This window comes from Streptomyces sp. NBC_00076, from assembly GCF_045041235.1.
Lineage (GTDB): Bacteria > Actinomycetota > Actinomycetes > Streptomycetales > Streptomycetaceae > Streptomyces.
On the sequence record NZ_CP108242.1, the window covers coordinates 10,917,430 to 10,936,865 of the forward strand.

The window sequence follows — 19,436 nt, forward strand, 5'->3', positions numbered from 1 at the left end:
CGGTGCCTCCGCCTGGAAGGAGCGCACGGGGGAGCGGCGGTACGGATCGCAATGATCCGGGACGGTGCAGCATCGAGTGTGACGGGCGCCGACCCTGCCGGTGACGGCACATCCGAGAAGCCCTCAGTGGCCGCCCGCTGTCCACAGACGGCCCCCGGCAGGCTTCTTGAGCTATGAACATCAGCTCGCCGGGCATCGCCCGGAACAACAAGACGACGCCGCGCTGCGAACGCCACGACGCGCTCCTCCAGCCGGAAGAGCGGACCGAGTTCGCGGCCCGGTTCCCGGCCGGCCACCGGGCGCAGATGGCGTTCCTCCTGGCCAACTACGCCGACAACGCCTCCGTGGTCGGGGCGCTCTTGGGCACCGGAGTGCGTACGGTGCGCCGCCACTGCCGTGGGTGGCCGCCGCCGCCCGGGCTCCGGCTGCGCCGGGCCCTGCGCCGCCGTGTCGTCGACCTCGTGTGCCCGCGGTGCCTGTCTGATCGTGCGGTGGAAGCGGCGCGCCAGGTGAAACGGGAAGCCCGGCGCGCGGCCCGACGGATTCCGCGGGATCAGGGCGGCCCGGATTGCTGACACTCGCTTGCTCGAGAACCTTCAGTTCCTGGTGACGGTGAAAGCTTTCCTGCATCATCGATAGTAAAAAGCTGATATAGATGCGAAAGTTGCATAGATTCAGGTAAGATGGCGGCATGGGATTGAGCTTGGAGGAGTCGCTGCGGCTGACGGTGGCCGCGTTGATGCAGGTGACGGGTGACTCGCAGCGGTCGGTTGCGGGGGTGCTGGGGCTGACGCAGACGCAGGTGTCGCGCCGGCAGTCGGGCGCCATCTCATGGAGCCTGCGCGACGTCGACGTCCTGGCCGAGCACTACGGCATCGGCGCGCTGGACCTGCTGGGGGGTCCGACCAGGGCGTGCGAGGTACTGCCGGCCGACAGGCGCCGTTCCGTCCGGACCGAAGCGAAGGGGACGAGCCGGTGAGCGACTTCGACGCGATCGACTCGCTGCTTGACGCCGTCGGCCCGGAGGCCGAACTCCCGCCCTGTCAGGTGCGCCGCGAGCTGCGGGAGCGGGCTCGGCTGTCCAAGGCGCAGGTGGCACGCGCGCTCGGCGTGAGCCCGTCAACCCTCAGCGGATGGGAAAGCGGCCGGGACCCGGCCGGCGAGAGCCGCACCAAATACGCGTACCTGCTGGACGGGCTGAACACCAAGCTCGCCACCGAGACTGCCACCGAGACTGAGGCGGCGCTGGCTGCGGAGCAGCCCCTCACGTCGGGCACGGCCGCGACCGTCACTCCCTCGTCTTCGCCGGATCCCGGGCAGGACGAGGACGGGGACGGGGACGACGTGGAGCTGCTCGTCGTACCCGAGCCGTGTGTGCTGTGCGGCCGTCCGGCCGGACAGCGCGTGGCGGGGTTCGCTCAGCACCTGGCCCCGGCCGACTGCCGGCCCACCGCCACTGGAGCCCCCGCTGCCGCGCCTGCCCCACCTGCTGAACAGCCCACTGCGCACACCTCGAAAGCGCCGCTGCGCACCACACGTCCGGTGCGTGCAACGGAGCGTTCTAAGGGCCCGGCCCGCCACGCGTTCCAGGAGCCGTCCGGCCCGGTCGACCTGATCCGCGAGGCCGTGCAGGGCGTGCTCGCCGAGCACCGGGGCGACGTCGACGCAGCCACGGCGGCGCTGTTGAAGCGGGCGATCTCGGACGCAATGCGACTGCTGGACGAGACCCGCAAGGGCGCCCGCTACGACGTGATCGCGCACCCCTGGATCCCCGACATCCTCAAGAAGCAGACCGCGCGCGGCGCCGACCAGATCTGGGAGGCCCGCCCCAAGTGGATCCGTCACGAACTCCCGCCCGGCCGGCATGAGGTGACCGCGCTCGACATCAACGGCGCCTACCTATCCGCCCTCAAGACGCACCTCCCCCTGGGTCAGCTCGAGCACTCCACCGGCCTGGCCCACGACCGCCGCCGCTCCGGAGTCCACCTGATCACCCCGCCCGAGTGGGAGCACGAGGCGGTGCTGCCCAACCCGATCGGCCAGAGGGACGAGCCCGGCCCGCTGTGGGTCACCGAGCCGACGCTGCGCCTCCTGCTGCGCCTGTCCGGCCCGAAGCACCAGCTGTGCGCGCCTCCTCAGATCCACGAGTCGTACACCTCCGGGGCCACGGAGAACCTGCTGGAAAAGTTTCGCATCGCGTTGAAGGACGCCCGCGACACGGCGATCGAGCAGGGCGATACGGTGACGCTGGAGTACGTGAAGGCGATGTACTCGAAGTTCGTCTCCACGATGGGGGAGTCGAACTACAACCGGGAGCTCTACCGTCCGGACTGGATGCACCTCATCCGCAGCCAGGCCTTCGCCAATCTGTGGCTCAAGGCGCTCAAGGCCCATGACGAAGGCCTGGCCGTCGTCCGGGCGATGGGCACCGACGAACTCCACGTCATCGGTGACTGGCGCCGTGTCTTCGCCGAAGGCCGAGGTGTTACCGAGGTCAAGGTCAAGGACACGTACGCCGCCGGAACCGACGCCGGTGAGCACGCAGGAGAGGGGGAGTAGTGCCGGAGAAGAACATCGACTTCGGGAGGTTCGGCGCCCAGGGCATCAAGGGCAGCGACGCCGTTGCCCGCAAGCTCGACGAACTCGCGGGCGGCATCGCCACTCCCGTGACCGCCAAGCGCGGATGGACGGCGCGCCTGCACTATCTGACGAAGTCGACCCAGACCCTGAAGGCAGCGCAGGACGCCGGACTCACAGTGACCCACCGGACGCTGAAGGCCTGGCTGGAGGGTGAACGCCGCCCCTCCAAGGCCAACCTGAAACGCATCGACCAGGTGTACCGGGCGGTGCGCCGTCACAACGTCGCCCGCCATCTCCTCAGGCGCCTCAACCGCGACGGACGTGGTACGCGAGTGGAGATCCACCCGCTCAACCAGTCCCAGGTGCCGCAGCCGCTGCAGCGCGTGGTGGAGTACCGGACGATGAACGTGCGCCGCTGGGACCGAATCGTCGGCTCCTGGGCGGCCGGCGACCACCAGAGCCTCGACGCCGCGTGGCAGGACACGATCGTCGACCTCGGCTCGCAGTGGGGCCAGTACGAGTACGTCACCAACGTCGGCTTCGCCGCGTAGAGCCCTGCGCCGGAAGGTGGTCTTCGGCGCCTGCTGGGATGGCGTACGGTGGGGATCACCGACGCGGGGTGGAGCAGCTCGGTAGCTCGCTGGGCTCATAACCCAGAGGTCGCAGGTTCAAATCCTGTCCCCGCTACTGCCGAAGAGGCCCGGATCTACACGATCCGGGCTCTTTTGCGTTCCCGGCGCAAGCCCACGTCTGCCTCCTGCCCAGCAGGAGGCCCGGCCGCCCTTGCTGCCTGCCCGAGGTGATCGATCTCAGGCCGTTCTCGCTGGACTCTCTGCGGCGAACAGGGGAGTCGTCGGTGACGGTGCGCGGATCGCAGTGGTTGGCGTCTGCGCACAGTGCAGGGTTGCCATGTGCGCGGTCCGCGCTGGGATCTCGCAGCAGGTCCTGGTCTGCCCATACCCGTCACCGAGCCGCCGTGCTGTGCGGGACCTGCGCCGTGGTCCACCTGGCCGCGCGGCATACGGCCCCGTAGGCCTGGTGTCCTGGGGAACAGCGGTAGTTCTGCCGTGCGGTCGGCGGCATAGCACTGTGGCAGGGATTGGGTGCGTTTTTGGAACGTTTGGACGAGGCGGCCGTGCCCCATCGGGTGGGATAGTCGGGGCCGCCGGGTGCGGCTGAAGTCGGATGAGGCAGGGTGAACGGCATGGTGACCTTGGCCAGCCCGTCGGTGGGCACGTCGGTACGCGCAGCCTCCGCGGCCCTGCTGGATCCTGCCGTACTGTCTGTCTCGCTCCAGTTGATGGGCAGTCAGGCGCTGCTGTTCTACCGGCTTGACGAGGAAGAATGCGCACGCCGCGCCCGCGTGTCAGCGGCGCGCCTGGACAGTCTTGATGCGCTGCAGACCCTTCTGGAGCTGCCCGTAGATGAGCCCGTCGCACTGGCGTCGCTGCCCGCACGGCTGCGTTCGGCGGTACGGCGGCTTCCGGCCGGTGCGGCCGAGGCCGACCGCCGTGAGGTCACCCGTCGCGCGGTGCGACCGCTCACCGTTGATCTCGCCGTAGTCCGGGCGAGCGCCGCGGGCTGGCGCGGAGGGCTGGAGCAAGCCGGCCGTTTCGCCCCCTTCTGCCGGCGCGCCCTGCTGCTGGATAGCGCTCTACCGGCCGCTGAGGAGATGCTGATGGAAGCCGCCTTCTACGGCATCGGCATCCTGGTGGCCGACGGCGAGAGCGTGGACTTGCTGCTGGAGCCCCGGCCTTACACCCCGCGCCGCCACACGCCCGCGGCGTGGTGCTTCACCGAGGAGTTCCACCGCCGCATCGGCTAGTCACGGCTCACCGCGCTCCACGCCCGCCACCGGGCGGGCTGTCGACGAAGCCTGCGGGGCGACAGAGGCCTGCGCCCACTGCAGCAACTGCTGGGGCACCTTGAAGGCGCTGAACCCGGGATGGTCGAGTTCGGCGTTGACCACCGGGTAGCGGTCGACCGCCCGCTGGCAGCGCTGCTGCCACCATGCGGGCCGTCCGGCCGGCTCGACGGCGTCCATGCTGCGCAGCCACTCCATCAGCACCGCCGCGTTGTGGGCGGCAGCCGGCACCTGCCAGTGATTGCTGACGAAGGTGTCCAGCACGAGTCCGTCGCAGGCCGCGCACCGGCACACCGGCGCCAGGCCGGCGGCGAACCTCTTCGCCAGCGTCTCGCCGAGGAAGAAGTCCATCAGCTCCGGCAGCAGCACGGAGGGCGAGTTCGGTCCGCCCGGAGACCGCTTGGCCGCCTGGCCGGGCGGCACGATGTGCCGCACGCTGCTGGTGGCGCCGAAGGCGGTGAACGCCGCCCCGTGGGCCAGAGCCCCGAACGCCGCGAGGTCGGCACGCAGCAGCGCGGTTCCGGGTACCTCCGCCAGCAGCCGCTTGAGGTTGCCCACTGCCTGGGAGAAGCCGGCCAGCGGGTCCATCTGCCCGCCGAGCATGACCGCTTTGGGGTTCGGTACGACATTGAGCCAGGCGATCAGCTGCCCGACCGCGTCGTCGCGCAGCCACCCCACGTCCACGGGAACACTGAAGAAGACGTTAGGGTCCTCCAGCTTGAGGACCTGGTGGACGGCGGTCTTGAGGGCGTCGGAGTCTTCCGCGTGCAGATATCCGGTGGGCGTCATGGCCGCCGTCGCGCCCGCACGGTGGCCCACCTGCTCCTCGATCGACAGCCTCAGCGGGTCGCCGAAGGCCAGCTGGCCTTCCGAGACGTCGGGGAAAGGGTCATCCTCACTGGCCGCCGCCACGGTGTAGACGGCGGGATCCGCCAGCAGCGGTCCCGTGAACCCCTCCTCGCGCAGCTTGCGGACTTTCGCCGCCGCCCCGGGACCGCTGACGACGAGCCCGCTGCGCACCGGATCGAGCTGTGCGCGGATGTAACCGACCCGGCTGACCCCGGCCTGCAGCAGCATCCGGCCCCGCAACTGCCCGGGTACAGAGGGCTGATGGGTCAGAGGCGGGTCGGGAGGCTCCGCGGGATCGGAACCGGCGCCCGGGCGCGGGGAGGGGAACGACTCAGTCATGGCCTCACCTTCGAAGCGGAATTCACCGCCGCGTCTTCGCGCGGGGCGTACAGCAGCTGGAAGTCTTCGGGCAGCAGTCGCGCACAGCGGGCCAGCTCCTCCTCATTGATCCCTGCGGCCAGAGCCGAGCGGATCAGCCAGGGGACGTACCGGGGCCGTTCCCGGTCTATCTCGACCGGTTCGGCTGTGCGGTATCCCAGCGCGGACATCTCCACCATCACGCTGCGGTACTGCCAGTCCGTGACGATGTTCAGACTCTGCGCCCGGCGTAGCAGCGCGGCCATCGACACCTTCCACTCCCGCTTCAGCCGGGCCAGGAGTTCCAGGTCGACGCGAGGCGTGAAGGCGGAGCGGATGTCACGCGCGGGCATGAGGAACTCGGCGGCGAATTCATCGGCCTGCCGCTCCTGCAGGGCGCTGTCGCCGGGGGACTGGTGCAGGACCAGGTGCCCCAGCTCGTGCGCCAGGCTGAAGCGGTAGCGGTCTGCGGGCGCGTGGTCGTTGGCCAGGATGAGCGGCGGCTGCTTTCCGTCCCACTGGCTGACCGCGTCGAGTCGGCCGCTGCCCAGATCACGCGCGACCACCAGGGCCCCGGCCTCCTCCAGCGATGCGGTGATGTCCGCCGCCGGGCCCGGCGGCATGCCCCAGGCCTTGCGAACCTGCCGGGCCGCGTCCTTGGCCGTGGTCAGGGCGTCGAGTTCGACAGGGGGAATGGCCGCAGCCCGCACGCCGAGACCGGGGCGGCACGCCGCGATGCCCTGCAACTGCACCCGTGTCAGGGCGAGATGGGCATGCTGGCGCCGCAGGGCGGAGACGGTCAACGACGCACGCTTGCGGTGGTGGACGAGCCCCACGCCGATCCCGTGCACCTGCGGATCCAGACACAGCAGATCCGGCGGATACCCCAGCGCCGCCGCGTACAGCTCCAGCCGCTCTCCCGAGACCGCCAGTCGGCCGCTCTCGGCGCGGCTCACATACCCCTGGGACACCGCCACGTCACCGCCGGAGGCCTTCACCATCGCCTCAGCCACGTCGGCTTGCGTCATGCCGCGGAACTCCCGGGCCACCACCAGCATCCCCGGCTGCGCCGGACGTACGTCGCTCACGTCGTACCACCTCAGATCAGACCTCAAAAGATTAGATTCAAATATTCCTCCATGTATCGAAGTTGACAAAAATGACAGAAGGTCAAGAAGAGGGGGCGCAATGCGTGGAACCGTGCATTCTGGGTTCACGCTGGTCAAATACGTTCCCTGAGGCTGTGCCGGTGCAGCTCCCGGCTCTTGCGGGATGCAGTGTTCCGCCCTCAGGAGTCGAGGTCCAGCCTCCCCTCGCCCAGACGCTAACTGGCGCAATACGGGGCACGGTTGCTGTGCGTGCCTCTAGGATGACTGCCTGCGCCGAGGCCTCAAGCGCCTCATCCGCACGCGTAACGCCCGCACGCCACACCCCTGCCCGTCGCCCGGCGGAGCGGGGAGATACGGAGCAGCTCGACCGTGCACCTCATCAGCTTCTCCGCGTGCGGGTTCCGCTCGCTGACCTATGTGCAGGACATCCCGGTCAGCAGCCCGACGATCTTGGCCGGCCGCAACGACGGCGGTAAGAGCGCGGTCCTGGCCGCGCTGGCCTTCCTGCTGGGCGAGCACCGTCTGACGGACGAGGACCGCACTTACCAGCAGGACGAGGGTGTCAAGGGACAGCGCTGCGCGGAGACATGGGTGGAGGGTGTCTTCCGCCTGGACACCGCCGAGCAGGCCGCAGCAGCCCTGTTACCGGCCGAGGTCCGTATCCGGCGCCGCTCACGCGTCGGCGAGGCGGCGTGCTGGGAGTTCTTCGGATCGCAGCCCGCAGACAGCCGCCTGCAGGGCCTGGGCCGGCTGATGAAGAAGGACCTGACCGAACTGGTCGCCGAGTTCGGCCTCGTCCCGTCGGGCACGCTGAAGGAAGACCTGCTGGCCGCGCTCACCGCACACGCCGCGACCGTCCCGCAGACCGACCAGTGGCAGCCGCTGCCCAAAGAACTCGAGACCCGGCTGCCGCGGCTGCTGGCGTTCGGCGGCAAGGACGAGAGCCCGGACGACGCGGTGCGCACCGCTTTGAGCAGCTGCTACGAGACCCATCTGGAGGACGAGACCCTCCAGGGACAGGTCCGTGAGATCGAGAAGGAGATCACGCAGCGGCTGGAGAAGGAAGCGGACTCCCTGTGCCGGCACATCCGCCAGCACTGCCACGAGTTCGTCGGCGTGGAGGTCAAGCCCGAGGTCTCCTTCAAGGGCGGCTTCAAAAGGGCGCCGCTGGAGGTCTCCAAGGCCGACGGCGAGCCCGTGGACCTGACCCGCTCGGGCCAGGGCAGCACCCGGCGCATTGCCCTCGCCGTGTGGGAGTGGACCAGCAGCCTCCTCGAGAGCAGTAAACTCGCCGCGGCGGGGGAGCAGGACGAGCCGCAGCCCACGCAGACCATCGTCGTCTACGACGAGCCCGACACCCACCTCGACTACCGCCACCAGCGCACCGTCATGGACATCATCCGCAAGCAGTGCGCCCTGCCCCACGTCAGCGTCATCGTCGCCACCCACTCGATGAACCTCATCGACGGCGTCGACATCGCCGACGTCGTCCACCTCAAGCTCAGCGACAGCGGCCGCACCCTCGTCGAGCGCCTCGACGACGACACCCACGACGGCATCGACTTCCACCTCGGGCAGATCGCCGCCGCGGTGGGACTGCGCAACTCCGTCCTGCTGCACGAACGCTGCTTCCTGGCAGTCGAGGGCCCCACCGAGCAGCAGTGTGTGCCCCTGCTCTTCCGCCTCTCGCAGGGGCTGCCCCTGCAGGCGGCCGGCATCGCCCTGTGGGCCTGCGACAACAACGAAGGAGCACTCCATCTCGCGGGCTACCTCGTCAAGCACCACCGCACCGTCATGCTGATGGTCGACGCCGACAGCCGCGCCAACAAGCACTTCAAGACCGAGAAACTCATCAAGGCCGGCCTCGACCTCACCAAACAGGTCTCCTACGTGGGCGAGAGCGAGGGCTACAACGAGCTGGAGGAGCTCTTCAGCGACCTCCAGTGGGCGGCTGCCGCCAACGCCCACTGGCCCCGCCCCAAGGGCCGGTCCTGGAGCGCCGACGACTTCACCGAGCACCGGGGCGGCAAGTTCAGCGAGCGCATCCTCTATATGATCAAACAGCAGGCCGAGGAGAGCAGCCCCAACGGCAAGGCCGACATGCTCTACGCACTGGTGTCCATGCTCACCACTCCCGAAGAGGTCCCCCAGCAGCTACGGGACATCTTCACCGAGGTGCAGGCCCTCGCCTGCTGACCTGCTGCTGCGTTCGCCGCTGCAGCATGCGCTCCTTGCGCTGCTCGTCGGTCGGCGCCGCCCAGGCGTGCCATCCGGCCTCCGCAGTCCATTGCCGCGCGTGAGCGCGGGCTTCGATTCCGCACCACCGGCAGCCCCCGGGCGCCACCGTGTGCTCGGTCCTGGCAGAACGCGATAACGACATCACATCCTCCTTCCCCCACTGCTTATCTTGCCTCCTGCCACTGACAATCACCCCGCGAGCCGCGTCCGGCTCCGCCACCCGGCAGCGCAGACGAAGAAACCTTTCCCTCACGTGTCCCCAAGCCTCTGAAACAAGACCGTTTATCGGGAAAACCGCCCGTAGCTCCCACCGCACTGGTTACGGTCTGTGCCCATGAGGTTCCTGCACACCTCGGACTGGCATCTCGGCCGCCGGTTCCACGGGGAAGATCTGATTGACCACCAGCGCACGGTCCTGGACCACATCTGCGCCACAGCCCGCACCCAGAAGGTGGACGCCCTGCTGATCGCGGGCGACATCTACGACCGTGCCATCCCGAGCCTGGACGCGGTACGCCTGTTCGACCGGGCTCTGCACCAGCTCGCCGACCTCGGCATCCCCACCGTCATGATCAGTGGGAACCACGACTCGGCCCACCGCCTCGGCACCGGCTCCGGCCTGTACGCCACAGCCGGCGTCCACCTGCGCACCGATCCCGCCGACGCCGCCCGCCCCGTCCTCCTCGACGACGAGCACGGCCCCGTCGCCGTCTACGGTGTGCCCTACCTCGAGCCCGCCCTGGTACGCACCCAGCTGGACGCCGAGACAGCCTCCCACCAGGCCGTGCTCACCTCGGCACTGGACCGCATCCGCGCCGACCTCGCCACCCGCCCGGGTACCCGCTCCGTCGTCCTCGCCCACGCCTTCATCACCGGCGCCACCAGCAGCAGCAGCGAACGCGACATCAGCGTCGGCGGCGTCGCCCACGCCGGTGCCGACCTCTTCGACGGCATCGACTACACCGCCCTGGGCCATCTCCACCGCCCGCAGCGCGTCAACGACCGCATCCACTACAGCGGCTCCCCGCTGGCCTACTCCTTCTCCGAGACCAACCACACCAAGTCCCTCACCCTGGCCGACCTGCCGGCCGACGGCGCTCCCACGGTCACCCGCCATGACATCCCGGCCGGCCTCCACCTGCCGCTGGCCCGGCTGACCGGCCGCATCGAGGACCTGCTGACCGACCCCGCACACGATCAGCTCAGCGAAGCCTGGCTGCAGGTCACTCTCACCGACACCGCCCTGCCGTACGAGGCGATGGCACGCCTCAGGCAGCGCTTCTCCAAGACGCTGGACATGCGGCACGTGCCCGCCGGTATCCCGGCACAGGCCACCGACAGCCCCACCTACCGCGAACGGGTACGCGGCCGCGGCGACCTCGACATCGCCCACGACTTCATCACCGCCGTGCGCGGCACCCCACCCACCACCGCAGAGGCAGGCCTCCTGCAAGAGGCCGTCGACGACATGCGCGTGCGCGCCCAGGAGAAGGAATCCGTCTGACATGCGTCTGCACTCCCTGCGCCTGCAGGCCTTCGGCCCCTTCGCCCGCCGCCACACCGTCGACTTCGACGCCCTGTCCGCCGACGGCCTCTTCCTTCTGCACGGTGACACCGGCGCCGGCAAGAGCACCCTGTTCGCCGCCATCTGCTTCGCCCTCTACGGCCTGCCGCCTCACGAACGCAACATGCGGCTGCGCAGCGATCACGCTCCCGAGGGTCTGCTGACCGAAGTGACCCTGGAATTAACCCTGGCTGGCAAGCGCCTGCAGATCCGCAGGATCCCCGCCCAGAAGCGACCCCACCTGCGCAACAGCGCAGAGCTCGTCGACCAGAAGGCCGAAACCTACCTGCACCAGTGGGTCCTCGACGAAAACGGACACGGCCGGTGGGAAGGCATCATCAAGTCCCACAAGGAAGCCGCAGAAGAGATCAAGTCCCTCCTGCGCCTGACCCGCCAGCAGTTCTGCCAGGTCGTCCTGCTCCCGCAGAACGAGTTCACCAAGTTCCTGCGCGCCGACGCATCCGAACGCCGGGTCCTGCTCGGCACCCTCTTCGGCACCCGCCGCTTCGGCCTCATCGAAGAATTCCTCGCCCACCGCAAAACCCTCACCGCCAAGACGCGCGACGAGGCCCGCGCCGACGTCCTGCGCCTGGCCGAACGCATCCAGCAGGCAGCCGGCGACGACCTCGAACCGGCCCAGAACGCCCCCCGGGCCGACGACCCCGCCACCCTCACCGCACCCGCCCGCGCCTGGGCCAGCGCCCTGCACCGCCAGGCCCTCACCCGCCAGCACGCCGCCGACGCCGCCACCGAGACCGCCGAGCAGCAGCTGACCGAAGCCCGCATGACAGAACAGGCCGTCCGCGACCTCCACCGTCTCCAGCAGGCCCACCGCACCACCGCACACGACCTCGACCTGCTCCACGAGCAGGCCACCCACCACGACCACCTCGCCGAACGCCGCGACCGCGCCGTGAAAGCCCAACAACTGCACTCCGTCCTGGAGACCGCACACACCGCCGACCGCGAGCACACCCGTGCCCTGGACGACGACAGCCGCGCCCGCGCCCTGCTGCCGCCCGAACACGCATCCCTCGACACCGCAGGCCTCACTCACGCCGCCCAGCAGCTGCACGCCGACACCGGCGCCGTCCAGGCACTGCTGCCCGACGAGGCCACCCTCCAGCGCCACACTGCAGAACTGGCCGCACTCGACCGCGAGCGCCAGCAACTCACCGAAACCCTCACCGACGCCCAGGAATGGCTCAACGCCCTTCCGCAACGCCGCACTGACCTTGCCGCACGCCTGGAAACCGCCCGCAGCGCGCAGGAAACCAGCCGCGAACTCACCCCCACCCTCAACCTCGTCGAAAAGCAGCTGGAAGCCGCCAGGCGCCGTGACGCGCTCGACCAGCAGGTCAGCGCCGCCCACAAAGTCCTCAGCCAGGCCGAGAAGGACTCCACGCAAGCCGCGAAAACGTACGTCGACATCCGGCGCCGCCGCACGGACGGCATCGTCGCCGAGCTCGCCGACCGGCTCGTCGACGGCGAAGACTGCCCCGTATGCGGTTCCCCCACCCACCCCGCACCCGCCACTGCCCAGCCCGGCCAGCCCACCGCCGCCGACGAACAGGCCGCCGAAGCCGCCCACACCCGCGCCCAGCAGAGCGAGAACACGGCCAAAGAGGCCCTGGCTCAGCTGAACGAACAGGCCGCCACGGCACGCGGTGAAGCCGGCGGCAACATCCCCCTCACCGACCTCACCGCCCACCGCACCGCCCTCGAACAACACCTCGCCGACGCCCTCTCCCAGGCAGCCGACGCCGGACCGGCCGGCGAACAACTCGCCCTCCTGGAAAAAGAACAGGCCGACACCGAGCACACCCGCAACACCGCAACCGCACGCATGGGCGCCGCCGACGCCACCTACGACAGCCTGCACACCCAGCGCGAAGAGCTCACCCACCGCCTGGCAACTGCCCTCAACGGACACGCCTCACTCGCCGATCGCATCACCCACCTCACCCAGCACGCCGGCCGGCTCGAGGCCGCCGCCGCGTGCGCGGCCACAGTGACAACAACCGCCACAGACCGCCACAGCGCCACCGCTCTCGCAGAGCAGGCAGCGCACGCGGCAGGCTTCACCTCCCCGGCCGAAGCCTCGTCCGCCCGCCTGCCCGACGACGAACTCACCGCGATCGACAAAGAGATCACCCACTGGCGTGAACAGCGCCTCGTACTGACCGCCCGGCTCGCCGAACCCGAACTGCAGGCAGCCATCACCCAGCCACCAGCCGACCTCGAGCACGCCGTCACCGAACTGAACGCCGCCACCACAACCCACACCCGCACGGCAGCCCTCGCCACCCAGGCCGCCGACCGGACAACCACCCTGGCCACCCTCACCGCTCAGCTGGACACCCAGATCCAGCGCCTGGAACCACTCGAGGACGCCTACCGCACCGTCGATCACCTCCACGGCCTCATCAGCGGCGGCTCACCCAGCAACCAGCTCCGCATGCAACTGGAGTCCTACGTCCTGGCAGCCCGTCTCGAAGACGTCGTCGACGCCGCCAACACCCGCCTGTCACGCATGTCCCACCACCGCTTCACCCTCGTCCACTCCGACGACAGAGCCGCTCGAGGCGCCAAATCAGGCCTGGACCTCAAGGTCCTCGACGCCTGGAGCGGACACAAACGCCACACGGACACCCTCTCCGGCGGCGAATCCTTCTACGTCTCCCTGGCCCTCGCCCTGGGCCTGGCCGACATCGTCACCGCCGAAGCAGGCGGCCAGGCACTGGACACCCTCTTCATCGACGAAGGCTTCGGCACCCTCGACGAAGACACCCTCCACCAAGTCCTCGACGTCCTGGACTCCCTGCGCGCCCACGACCGCACCGTCGGACTCATCAGCCACGTCCCCGAACTGCGCCGCCGCATCACCCAGCGCCTGCACATCGCCAAGCACATCGACGGCTCCACCCTCACGCACCTGACCGAAGGCGCCGAATGACCGCATGGCAGAACACGAGGACACGCACCCGGCCACCCGCCGACCGGAACGCATGACACCAAGGCCTTGGGCTCCAGGTGATAGAGACCAGCTGCACCGAACCCCCGCTATACGCGAGAATGACCGCGAGCCAGCCCCTCACGTATGCCGAGGAACCGTGCGATGACCGCCAGCCCCACCGCCACAGAACACACCGGGCGTCTGGTCCTGCGTACGGACCAGCAAGAGGGCCTCGCTAGTACGGTCCGCCACCTGCGCCGCCCGCGCACCCGCGGGCATGCCGTCTCGGCCTGCGGCACCGGCAAGACCCTCTTCGCACTACGCGTCGCCGAAGAACTCGGCGTGCGCCACCTGGCGGTGGCGGTACCCAGCCTGGACCTGGTCGCGCAGTGGGCGGCGGCCGCCCGCGCGGACGGCCGCCGCGAGCCGATGATCACCGTCTCCTCGCTGCGCGCCGAATCCCACCCGCTCCTCGCCGAGGCCGAGGTCGACTCGGCCAACGCGGGGGAGTACCTGGCCTATTGGCTCGCCCGCCACCCCAAAGCGACGGTCTTCTTCACCTACGACTCGCTGTCCAAGATCGAAGAGGCCCAGCACTCCGCGATCTTCCCCGCCTCCATCTTCGGCCTGCTGATCGTGGACGAAGCCCACGCCACGGCCGGCACCTGGGAGAAGAACTGGACTGCGCTGCACGACAACGAGCGCATCCCTGCCGAGCGTCGCCTCTACCTCACCGCCACCCCGTATGTGTGGGAAGCCCCCCGCCTGACCGAACCGCCCACCACCAGGGCGCAGCCCAAGCGCACCACCGCCACCGCACCGGCTTGGGACGACCCATCCCTGCTGGCGACCATGGACCAGCCGAAGATCTTCGGCCCCCGCCTGCACACCTACACCCACGCCGACGCCATCGACGACGGCGTCCTGGCCGACTACCAGCTCGTCGTCCCCACCGTCACCGACATCGAACTGCGCACCGCGCTCACCGACCCGGAAACCGGGCCCACCGCGCGCCGCACCACCGCCCTGCACCTGGCCATCCTCAAGGCCATGCGCGAGCAGGACCTACGGCACGTGTTCGTCTACTTCCAACAGATCGCGGACGCCGCCGACTTCGCTCGCCAGTTCGCCCACACCCTGCGCACCCTCCCTGACGAACTGCGCCCCGACTGGGCGGGCGAGGTCGTCGTGCAGTCCATCGACGGCACCCACAGCCCCCGCCGGCGCGCCGACACCATCGCCCGCTTCACCGACGCCGAGCGAGGCGTGCTGGCCAACGCCAAGGTTCTCGGCGAAGGCGTCGACCTGCCGACCGTCGACGGCGTCGTCTTCGCCGACCGCACCGCCAGCGTCCGCCGCATCGTCCAGGCCCTGGGCCGCGCCCTGCGCAAACCTCCCACCCTCAAGACGAAGACGGCCAGCCTCGTCGTCCCTGCCTACATTCCGCCCGGCGCCGACCCCACCGACCTGCTCGGCACCCCCTACGAGGCGCTCTGGCTGGTCACCGCCGCCCTGCGCCACCACGACCAGACCATCGCCGCCCGCGCTCCGCGGGCCAAGAACACCCATCCCGCCCGCGACTCCCACACCTACATCACCCGCCGCTTCCGCTTCGACCACACCCTCGACCCTTCGGCGATCGCCCGCGCCCTGGACCTGCTGGTGTGGCCCTCCAGCGGCGCCGTCCTGTCCGCCCCCCGCCGCGCCGGACTCGCCGCCGCCGTCCGCTACCACGCCGAACACGGCCACCTGCGCGTGAGCGCCGACTACGAGGACGCCTACGGCTACCGGCTGGGCAGCTTCATCACCGGCCAGCGCACCGCCCACCAGGCCGGAGCCCTCGACCAGAGCTGGATCGCCGAGCTCGAGGCCCTCGGCATGATCTGGGACGACCACGAGGCCACCTGGCAGGGCCACCTGGCCACAGTCGAGGCCTTCCACGCCGAACACGGCCACCTCGCCATCCCCGCCCAGGCCCCCGGCGGCCAGTTCCTCGCCGACCAGCGCGCCGCCGCCCGCAAAGACCGCCTCACCCCCGACCGCGACGTCCAGCTCACTGCCCTCGACCCGGACTGGAAACTCCCGCACGGCCCCGACTGGCACCGCAAGTACCACCTGCTGCGCCGCCACCTCGAAGCCGGCACCCACCCCAGCACCCTGTCCCGCGACACGGTCATCCACGGGGTGAAGGCGGGCAGCTGGCTGCACCGCCAGTTCACCGACTGGGACCGGCTCGATCCCGGCCAGCGCGACCTGCTTGCCCGCATCGGCCTCACCCCCGACCGCGTCACCCTGGAGACGGGCCTACCGGGTACACCACGGCGGCGCAGCTTCGCGCAGACCGCCGAGATCCTCGCCCTGTTCGTCGAGCGGTGGGGTCGCGCGCCCGGAGCCCGCGAGTGGATCGAGGTCGACGGCGAGCGCGTCATGATCGGGCCCTGGCTCGCCAAGACCCGCACCAAACTGAATGCTGGCCAACTCCTCTCCAGCCAAGTGGAGTTGCTGTCCTCCACTCTTGCCGAGCACGGCATCGATTCGAGCCCCCGCCCCTGACCGTGGCGCCACCCTGTGCTCACTCCAGAGCATCGCGCAGCATCCCCGAAGCCCCCTCGCCGAACCGGTGTGAGCGGGCCGGCCGGGTGCGGGACGCTCACGGTCCGGTCGGCCGGACCGGTGGAGAGATGGACCCGGGAAGCCCTGACCGGTTCCGTATCGGTCCACGTACGCGGTGCCCCGCCGGGACGTCCCCACGCCAGCCTGCTCCCGATGCCGTCAGACGCACGTCCCACGCTCGTCTGGAAAATCTCCGTTTCCGAAAACCCTCCATCCGGCCGGGCTTCGGTTTTTGAAGTTCTGGATTTTTCATGTTCCGCCGGATCGGAAAAATGGAGAAACGGCATCCGGGCCGATTTGAGCGGCAGGCAGAAACTTTGAAGGCGCCGGAACCGTAAAAGTTGATTCACCATTTTCAGGCGAACGCAGCGAAACGAAAGATGGCCGACGTGCGCATCCCGAAAACCTCGAAAACAAGAAACGCGCTGCGGGAGTGGAATCACCACTCCCGCAGCGCGTAGAATGACAGAGTCCGAAGATTTGGCAGGAACCAAATTTTCGGATCCGGTCTGGTTGATCTGGATTGCGTCCGGACCCGGGAGCCTGTGAAGCTGCTCGCTGAAAGTTCCCGGGACTGACCGAGACCGCCGCGGAGCCTGGACCCACGGATCACGTGGTACCGGGCTCCGCGGGCCTACAGGAAGGGCTGGACCAGCGGAAAGAGCTGTTCCTGCATCTGCAGCCACACCCCATGGATGGTGTGGCTTCCGTAGTAGGCGATCGCCAGGGTCATGTACGTCGCCTCGTACCACGACATAGTGTCGGGAATGGAGGGCGGCGTCCCGGCCGGTTCTTCGGCCGGTTCGACGATCGGGTCCTCGGCCGACTCGTTGGAATTGATCTCGTCGTCGGCCATGGCGGCACTGCCTTTCTCTGTGGATTTATAAAGCTACGAGACGAGTTTACCCGCAGTCGCCCTGCATTCCCTTCACCGTGGCGAATACCGGCTTCTTGATCGCGGCCTGCGAGAGTAATTCATGGGCGATCAGCCCGTTTTGTCCTAACCTCTTCGGGCGGGAACGGAGCCCCTACGTATTGGATTGTGAGGCGTGTCTCAATTCGGCGTGCCGCTGACGCGGACGGCGAGATATTCGTGCGGTATGCAGGGATCTTTCCGAAGGCTGCGCGTGACGGCTGTCAGGCGCAGCCGCCCCGTGCTGCCTGTCGCTGCGTCTGGCAGGCGGCTCCGGAGCGCTTGCGGCTCCGCGGTGCGTCAGAACATCCGTGCCCGGGGGCAGGGCGCACGATGGTGGGGCGGGCCTTCGCGCCGATCCCGAGCCGGTGCGAAGGCCCCGGCGGGTGCCCGGATCGCGCAGTAGTAGCGCCGCACGCCCTCTGCGCCGGCCGACGTCCCACGCTGGGCCCTGGGCCGGGCACGTATGTGTGACCGGGCCGGGAGCGACGGCGAGCCCTTCGGCTGGCTAGGCCGAGGGTGCCATCACCACCTTTGCCGCATCACCGAGGACCAACGTGCGTGGCCGGCTTCCCGGGTTCGCCGCTGTGGCGGGGCCCAGGAAGAGCGCTCGGGCGAGCATCTCCTCGTCAAGGAGACGATGTTGAACGAGGGACGACAGTACAGCGGACTCGTCGGCGCCGGCGTCCTCCGCGTCGTGTTGCAGGAACCGGCAGACGGTGAGCAGGACCAATCGGCGCGGTCCGGCTTCCTCGGAGAGACGAGGCGACACGGCAATCCCGCACGCGGTGTGCTGGAAGTGCCATGACGAACGTAGAGTTTCGCGAAGACGGCGGGCGGACGGCGAGTGTGACGTCCGGGAAGCCGTGCCCAGGGGTTGGGGAGGAGACGGACGGGCCGGATACACCCGGCCCGTCAGCGGGACTTCGCCTACGGCATCCCGCTCTTCACCACGGGACGGCTGCGCGCCCTGTACGGGATCGGTGCATCCCTGCCCCGAACTGGCCGCCCTGTCACCGCAGTTGGAGTTCCAGCGCATGGTGGTGCGCGACGAGCACGAAGCCCGGCAACTGGCCCGCGTGATGTCGTCGCGGGCCTGCATCACGCACCGGGGCCTGTCCCGCGACGCGGACCGCCTGGACAGTCTGAGACACGCCCGGCAGTGGCCAAGCGGGAGGCCAGGATGCCGAGTTCGCGCGACGGGTATGCGGGGATTGGCCGATACTGGCCCGGTGTCTGGCCGTACGGAGACCAACGTCCGCCTGCCGTGGTGTGCGGTGAAGGCCCTGGCCGCGGTCGGTGCCCGGAAAGGGACGTCGCGGGACGCGACGCTGCGCCAACTGCTGGCACGTGCGCAGTACGCCTCCACAGTTTCGCAGACCGAGTGGGCCCAAGTCCGCTGTCCAGACCGAGCGTTGAGGCAAACCGGCGTGTGGGCAGTTCGCCACGACAAGTCCCTCGATCTCCACCAGACGATCCCCGCGGCGCCCTGAACGAAGGCTATTCGAGTCCCGCGTAGGCGATGCTCAAAACGGTGACCGTGCGAGTCTGATCCCCGATCAGAAGCACAACGGCGAGGTCACCGGCGGCCCACAGCCACATCACGCCGTCGTCGATGTCTCCGTACGGGTCGGTGGCGGCGCGGGGTGGCCGAGTCCAAGAGGAACTGGGCGACCCGCGCGCGGGCCTTGTGAGGCAGATCCCGGTAGACGGCATGGGATCTGGGAGTCCATATAGAGCCGGTACATGGTTCAGGCGCCCGGCTCTCCGTGATCAGCTCGCTGACATCGCGTACTGCTCCGGCACTGGCCGCCGTGCTCCTGTTGGAAGGCGTGCAGCTCACGGCCGCGTTCGACAGCGGCCTCCAACTCCTCGATGACCTTGACCCACTTCTCACCCAGGGCCTTAAGGCCCGGGAAGAGCAGTGAGGTTGAACTGCCGCCAGAACTCCTGCCGCATGTCCGGCGTAGGCAGGGCATGAGCGATGGAGTCGGGGGTCCGCACCAACACGAAGAGCGGGGGAGAGGCAGAACTCGAATCTACCAAAGTTCTGCAGACAAGGAAGCACCCAAACACCAGAGCCTCGAAGCACTTGGCTGATCACTTACCCGACGAGGCATCAACACGACCCCGAGACGGAACCAGCCGCTCTTGCAGCCAGAGAGGAGTCGGCCACGGAGTGGACGGCTCACTCAACAAGCTGACACACAGTCAAAGCTGCGCCTTACAAACCTAGAAGAGTCGGGGAGGAGGCGCGATCGCGGAGCGATCGGGACACTGCACCGACGTCCCCCCTCATGATCCGCGGAGCGGATCAACGGTCCCGGAGGGACCGCGTCTCCGCGGAGCGGAGACGGTTACCGACGCGTAGCGTCGGCGCGTCGTTCCTGCGG

14 protein-coding genes and 1 tRNA gene are annotated in these 19,436 nt (G+C 69.0%); 11 read left to right on the top strand and 4 right to left on the bottom strand.

All coding sequences use genetic code 11. The features are described from left to right. Positions 1-173: 173 nt before the first annotated feature. The 6 genes from OHA64_RS48955 (at position 174) to OHA64_RS48980 (ending at position 4,405) form a co-directional block, all read left to right on the top strand. A complete protein-coding gene (locus OHA64_RS48955) occupies positions 174-575 on the top strand; it encodes a hypothetical protein (protein WP_405606297.1) in 402 nt (133 codons plus the stop codon). A 116-nt stretch (positions 576-691) separates the two neighbouring features. Continuing rightward, a complete protein-coding gene (locus tag OHA64_RS48960; protein WP_405606295.1) occupies positions 692-979 on the top strand; it encodes a helix-turn-helix domain-containing protein in 288 nt (95 codons plus the stop codon). After that, positions 976-2,559 (top strand): helix-turn-helix domain-containing protein, encoded by a 1,584-nt coding sequence (locus OHA64_RS48965; protein WP_405606293.1) that lies wholly within the window; start codon positions 976-978, stop codon positions 2,557-2,559. Before OHA64_RS48960 ends, OHA64_RS48965 begins: the two co-directional genes overlap by 4 nt. After that, positions 2,559-3,131 carry a transcriptional regulator gene (locus tag OHA64_RS48970; protein ID WP_361059423.1) on the top strand — a complete coding sequence of 191 codons (573 nt, stop codon included), beginning with the start codon at positions 2,559-2,561 and terminating at the stop codon, positions 3,129-3,131. Before OHA64_RS48965 ends, OHA64_RS48970 begins: the two co-directional genes overlap by 1 nt. A gap of 62 nt (positions 3,132-3,193) precedes the next feature. Beyond that, positions 3,194-3,267: transfer RNA gene (locus OHA64_RS48975), tRNA-Met, on the top strand. A gap of 508 nt (positions 3,268-3,775) precedes the next feature. Further along, positions 3,776-4,405, top strand: coding sequence for a hypothetical protein (locus tag OHA64_RS48980; protein WP_405606291.1), 630 nt, complete (start codon positions 3,776-3,778; stop codon positions 4,403-4,405). Here the strand turns inward: OHA64_RS48980 and OHA64_RS48985 are convergent, their stop codons facing one another. Together OHA64_RS48985 and OHA64_RS48990 are read right to left on the bottom strand one after the other, a co-directional pair. Continuing rightward, on the bottom strand, positions 4,406-5,632 hold the full coding sequence (locus tag OHA64_RS48985) for a hypothetical protein (protein WP_405606289.1): 1,227 nt from the start codon (positions 5,630-5,632) through the stop codon (positions 4,406-4,408). Beyond that, positions 5,629-6,738, bottom strand: a complete 1,110-nt coding sequence (locus OHA64_RS48990; RefSeq protein WP_405606287.1) for an ImmA/IrrE family metallo-endopeptidase — start codon at positions 6,736-6,738, stop codon at positions 5,629-5,631. Before OHA64_RS48990 ends, OHA64_RS48985 begins: the two co-directional genes overlap by 4 nt. Positions 6,739-7,128: 390 nt before the next feature. Between OHA64_RS48990 and OHA64_RS48995 the strand changes: the two genes are divergently transcribed. The 4 genes from OHA64_RS48995 to OHA64_RS49010 all read left to right on the top strand — a co-directional run bounded on the left by OHA64_RS48995 (position 7,129) and on the right by OHA64_RS49010 (position 16,070). Continuing rightward, positions 7,129-8,955 carry an ATP-dependent nuclease gene (locus tag OHA64_RS48995; protein WP_405606285.1) on the top strand — a complete coding sequence of 609 codons (1,827 nt, stop codon included), beginning with the start codon at positions 7,129-7,131 and terminating at the stop codon, positions 8,953-8,955. A gap of 376 nt (positions 8,956-9,331) precedes the next feature. Then, the gene (locus tag OHA64_RS49000; RefSeq protein WP_405606283.1) at positions 9,332-10,501 is read left to right on the top strand and encodes an exonuclease SbcCD subunit D; all 1,170 of its coding nucleotides are present in this window, start codon (positions 9,332-9,334) and stop codon (positions 10,499-10,501) included. Between the two features lies 1 nt (position 10,502). Then, positions 10,503-13,517: an AAA family ATPase gene (locus OHA64_RS49005; protein ID WP_405606281.1), complete on the top strand. Its 3,015-nt coding sequence runs from the start codon at positions 10,503-10,505 to the stop codon at positions 13,515-13,517. A 162-nt stretch (positions 13,518-13,679) separates the two neighbouring features. Beyond that, entirely contained in the window at positions 13,680-16,070 is a 2,391-nt protein-coding gene (locus tag OHA64_RS49010) for a Helicase associated domain protein (RefSeq protein ID WP_405606279.1), read from the top strand. A gap of 694 nt (positions 16,071-16,764) precedes the next feature. Here OHA64_RS49010 and OHA64_RS49015 read toward each other — a convergent pair. Together OHA64_RS49015 and OHA64_RS49020 are read right to left on the bottom strand one after the other, a co-directional pair. After that, positions 16,765-16,986: a hypothetical protein gene (locus tag OHA64_RS49015; protein WP_405606277.1), complete on the bottom strand. Its 222-nt coding sequence runs from the start codon at positions 16,984-16,986 to the stop codon at positions 16,765-16,767. A gap of 1,070 nt (positions 16,987-18,056) precedes the next feature. Then, the gene (locus OHA64_RS49020) at positions 18,057-18,197 is read right to left on the bottom strand and encodes a hypothetical protein (RefSeq protein WP_405606275.1); all 141 of its coding nucleotides are present in this window, start codon (positions 18,195-18,197) and stop codon (positions 18,057-18,059) included. Positions 18,198-18,812: 615 nt separating this feature from the next. Between OHA64_RS49020 and OHA64_RS49025 the strand changes: the two genes are divergently transcribed. Continuing rightward, positions 18,813-18,971, top strand: a complete 159-nt coding sequence (locus OHA64_RS49025; RefSeq protein ID WP_405606273.1) for a hypothetical protein — start codon at positions 18,813-18,815, stop codon at positions 18,969-18,971. Positions 18,972-19,436: the final 465 nt, after the last annotated feature.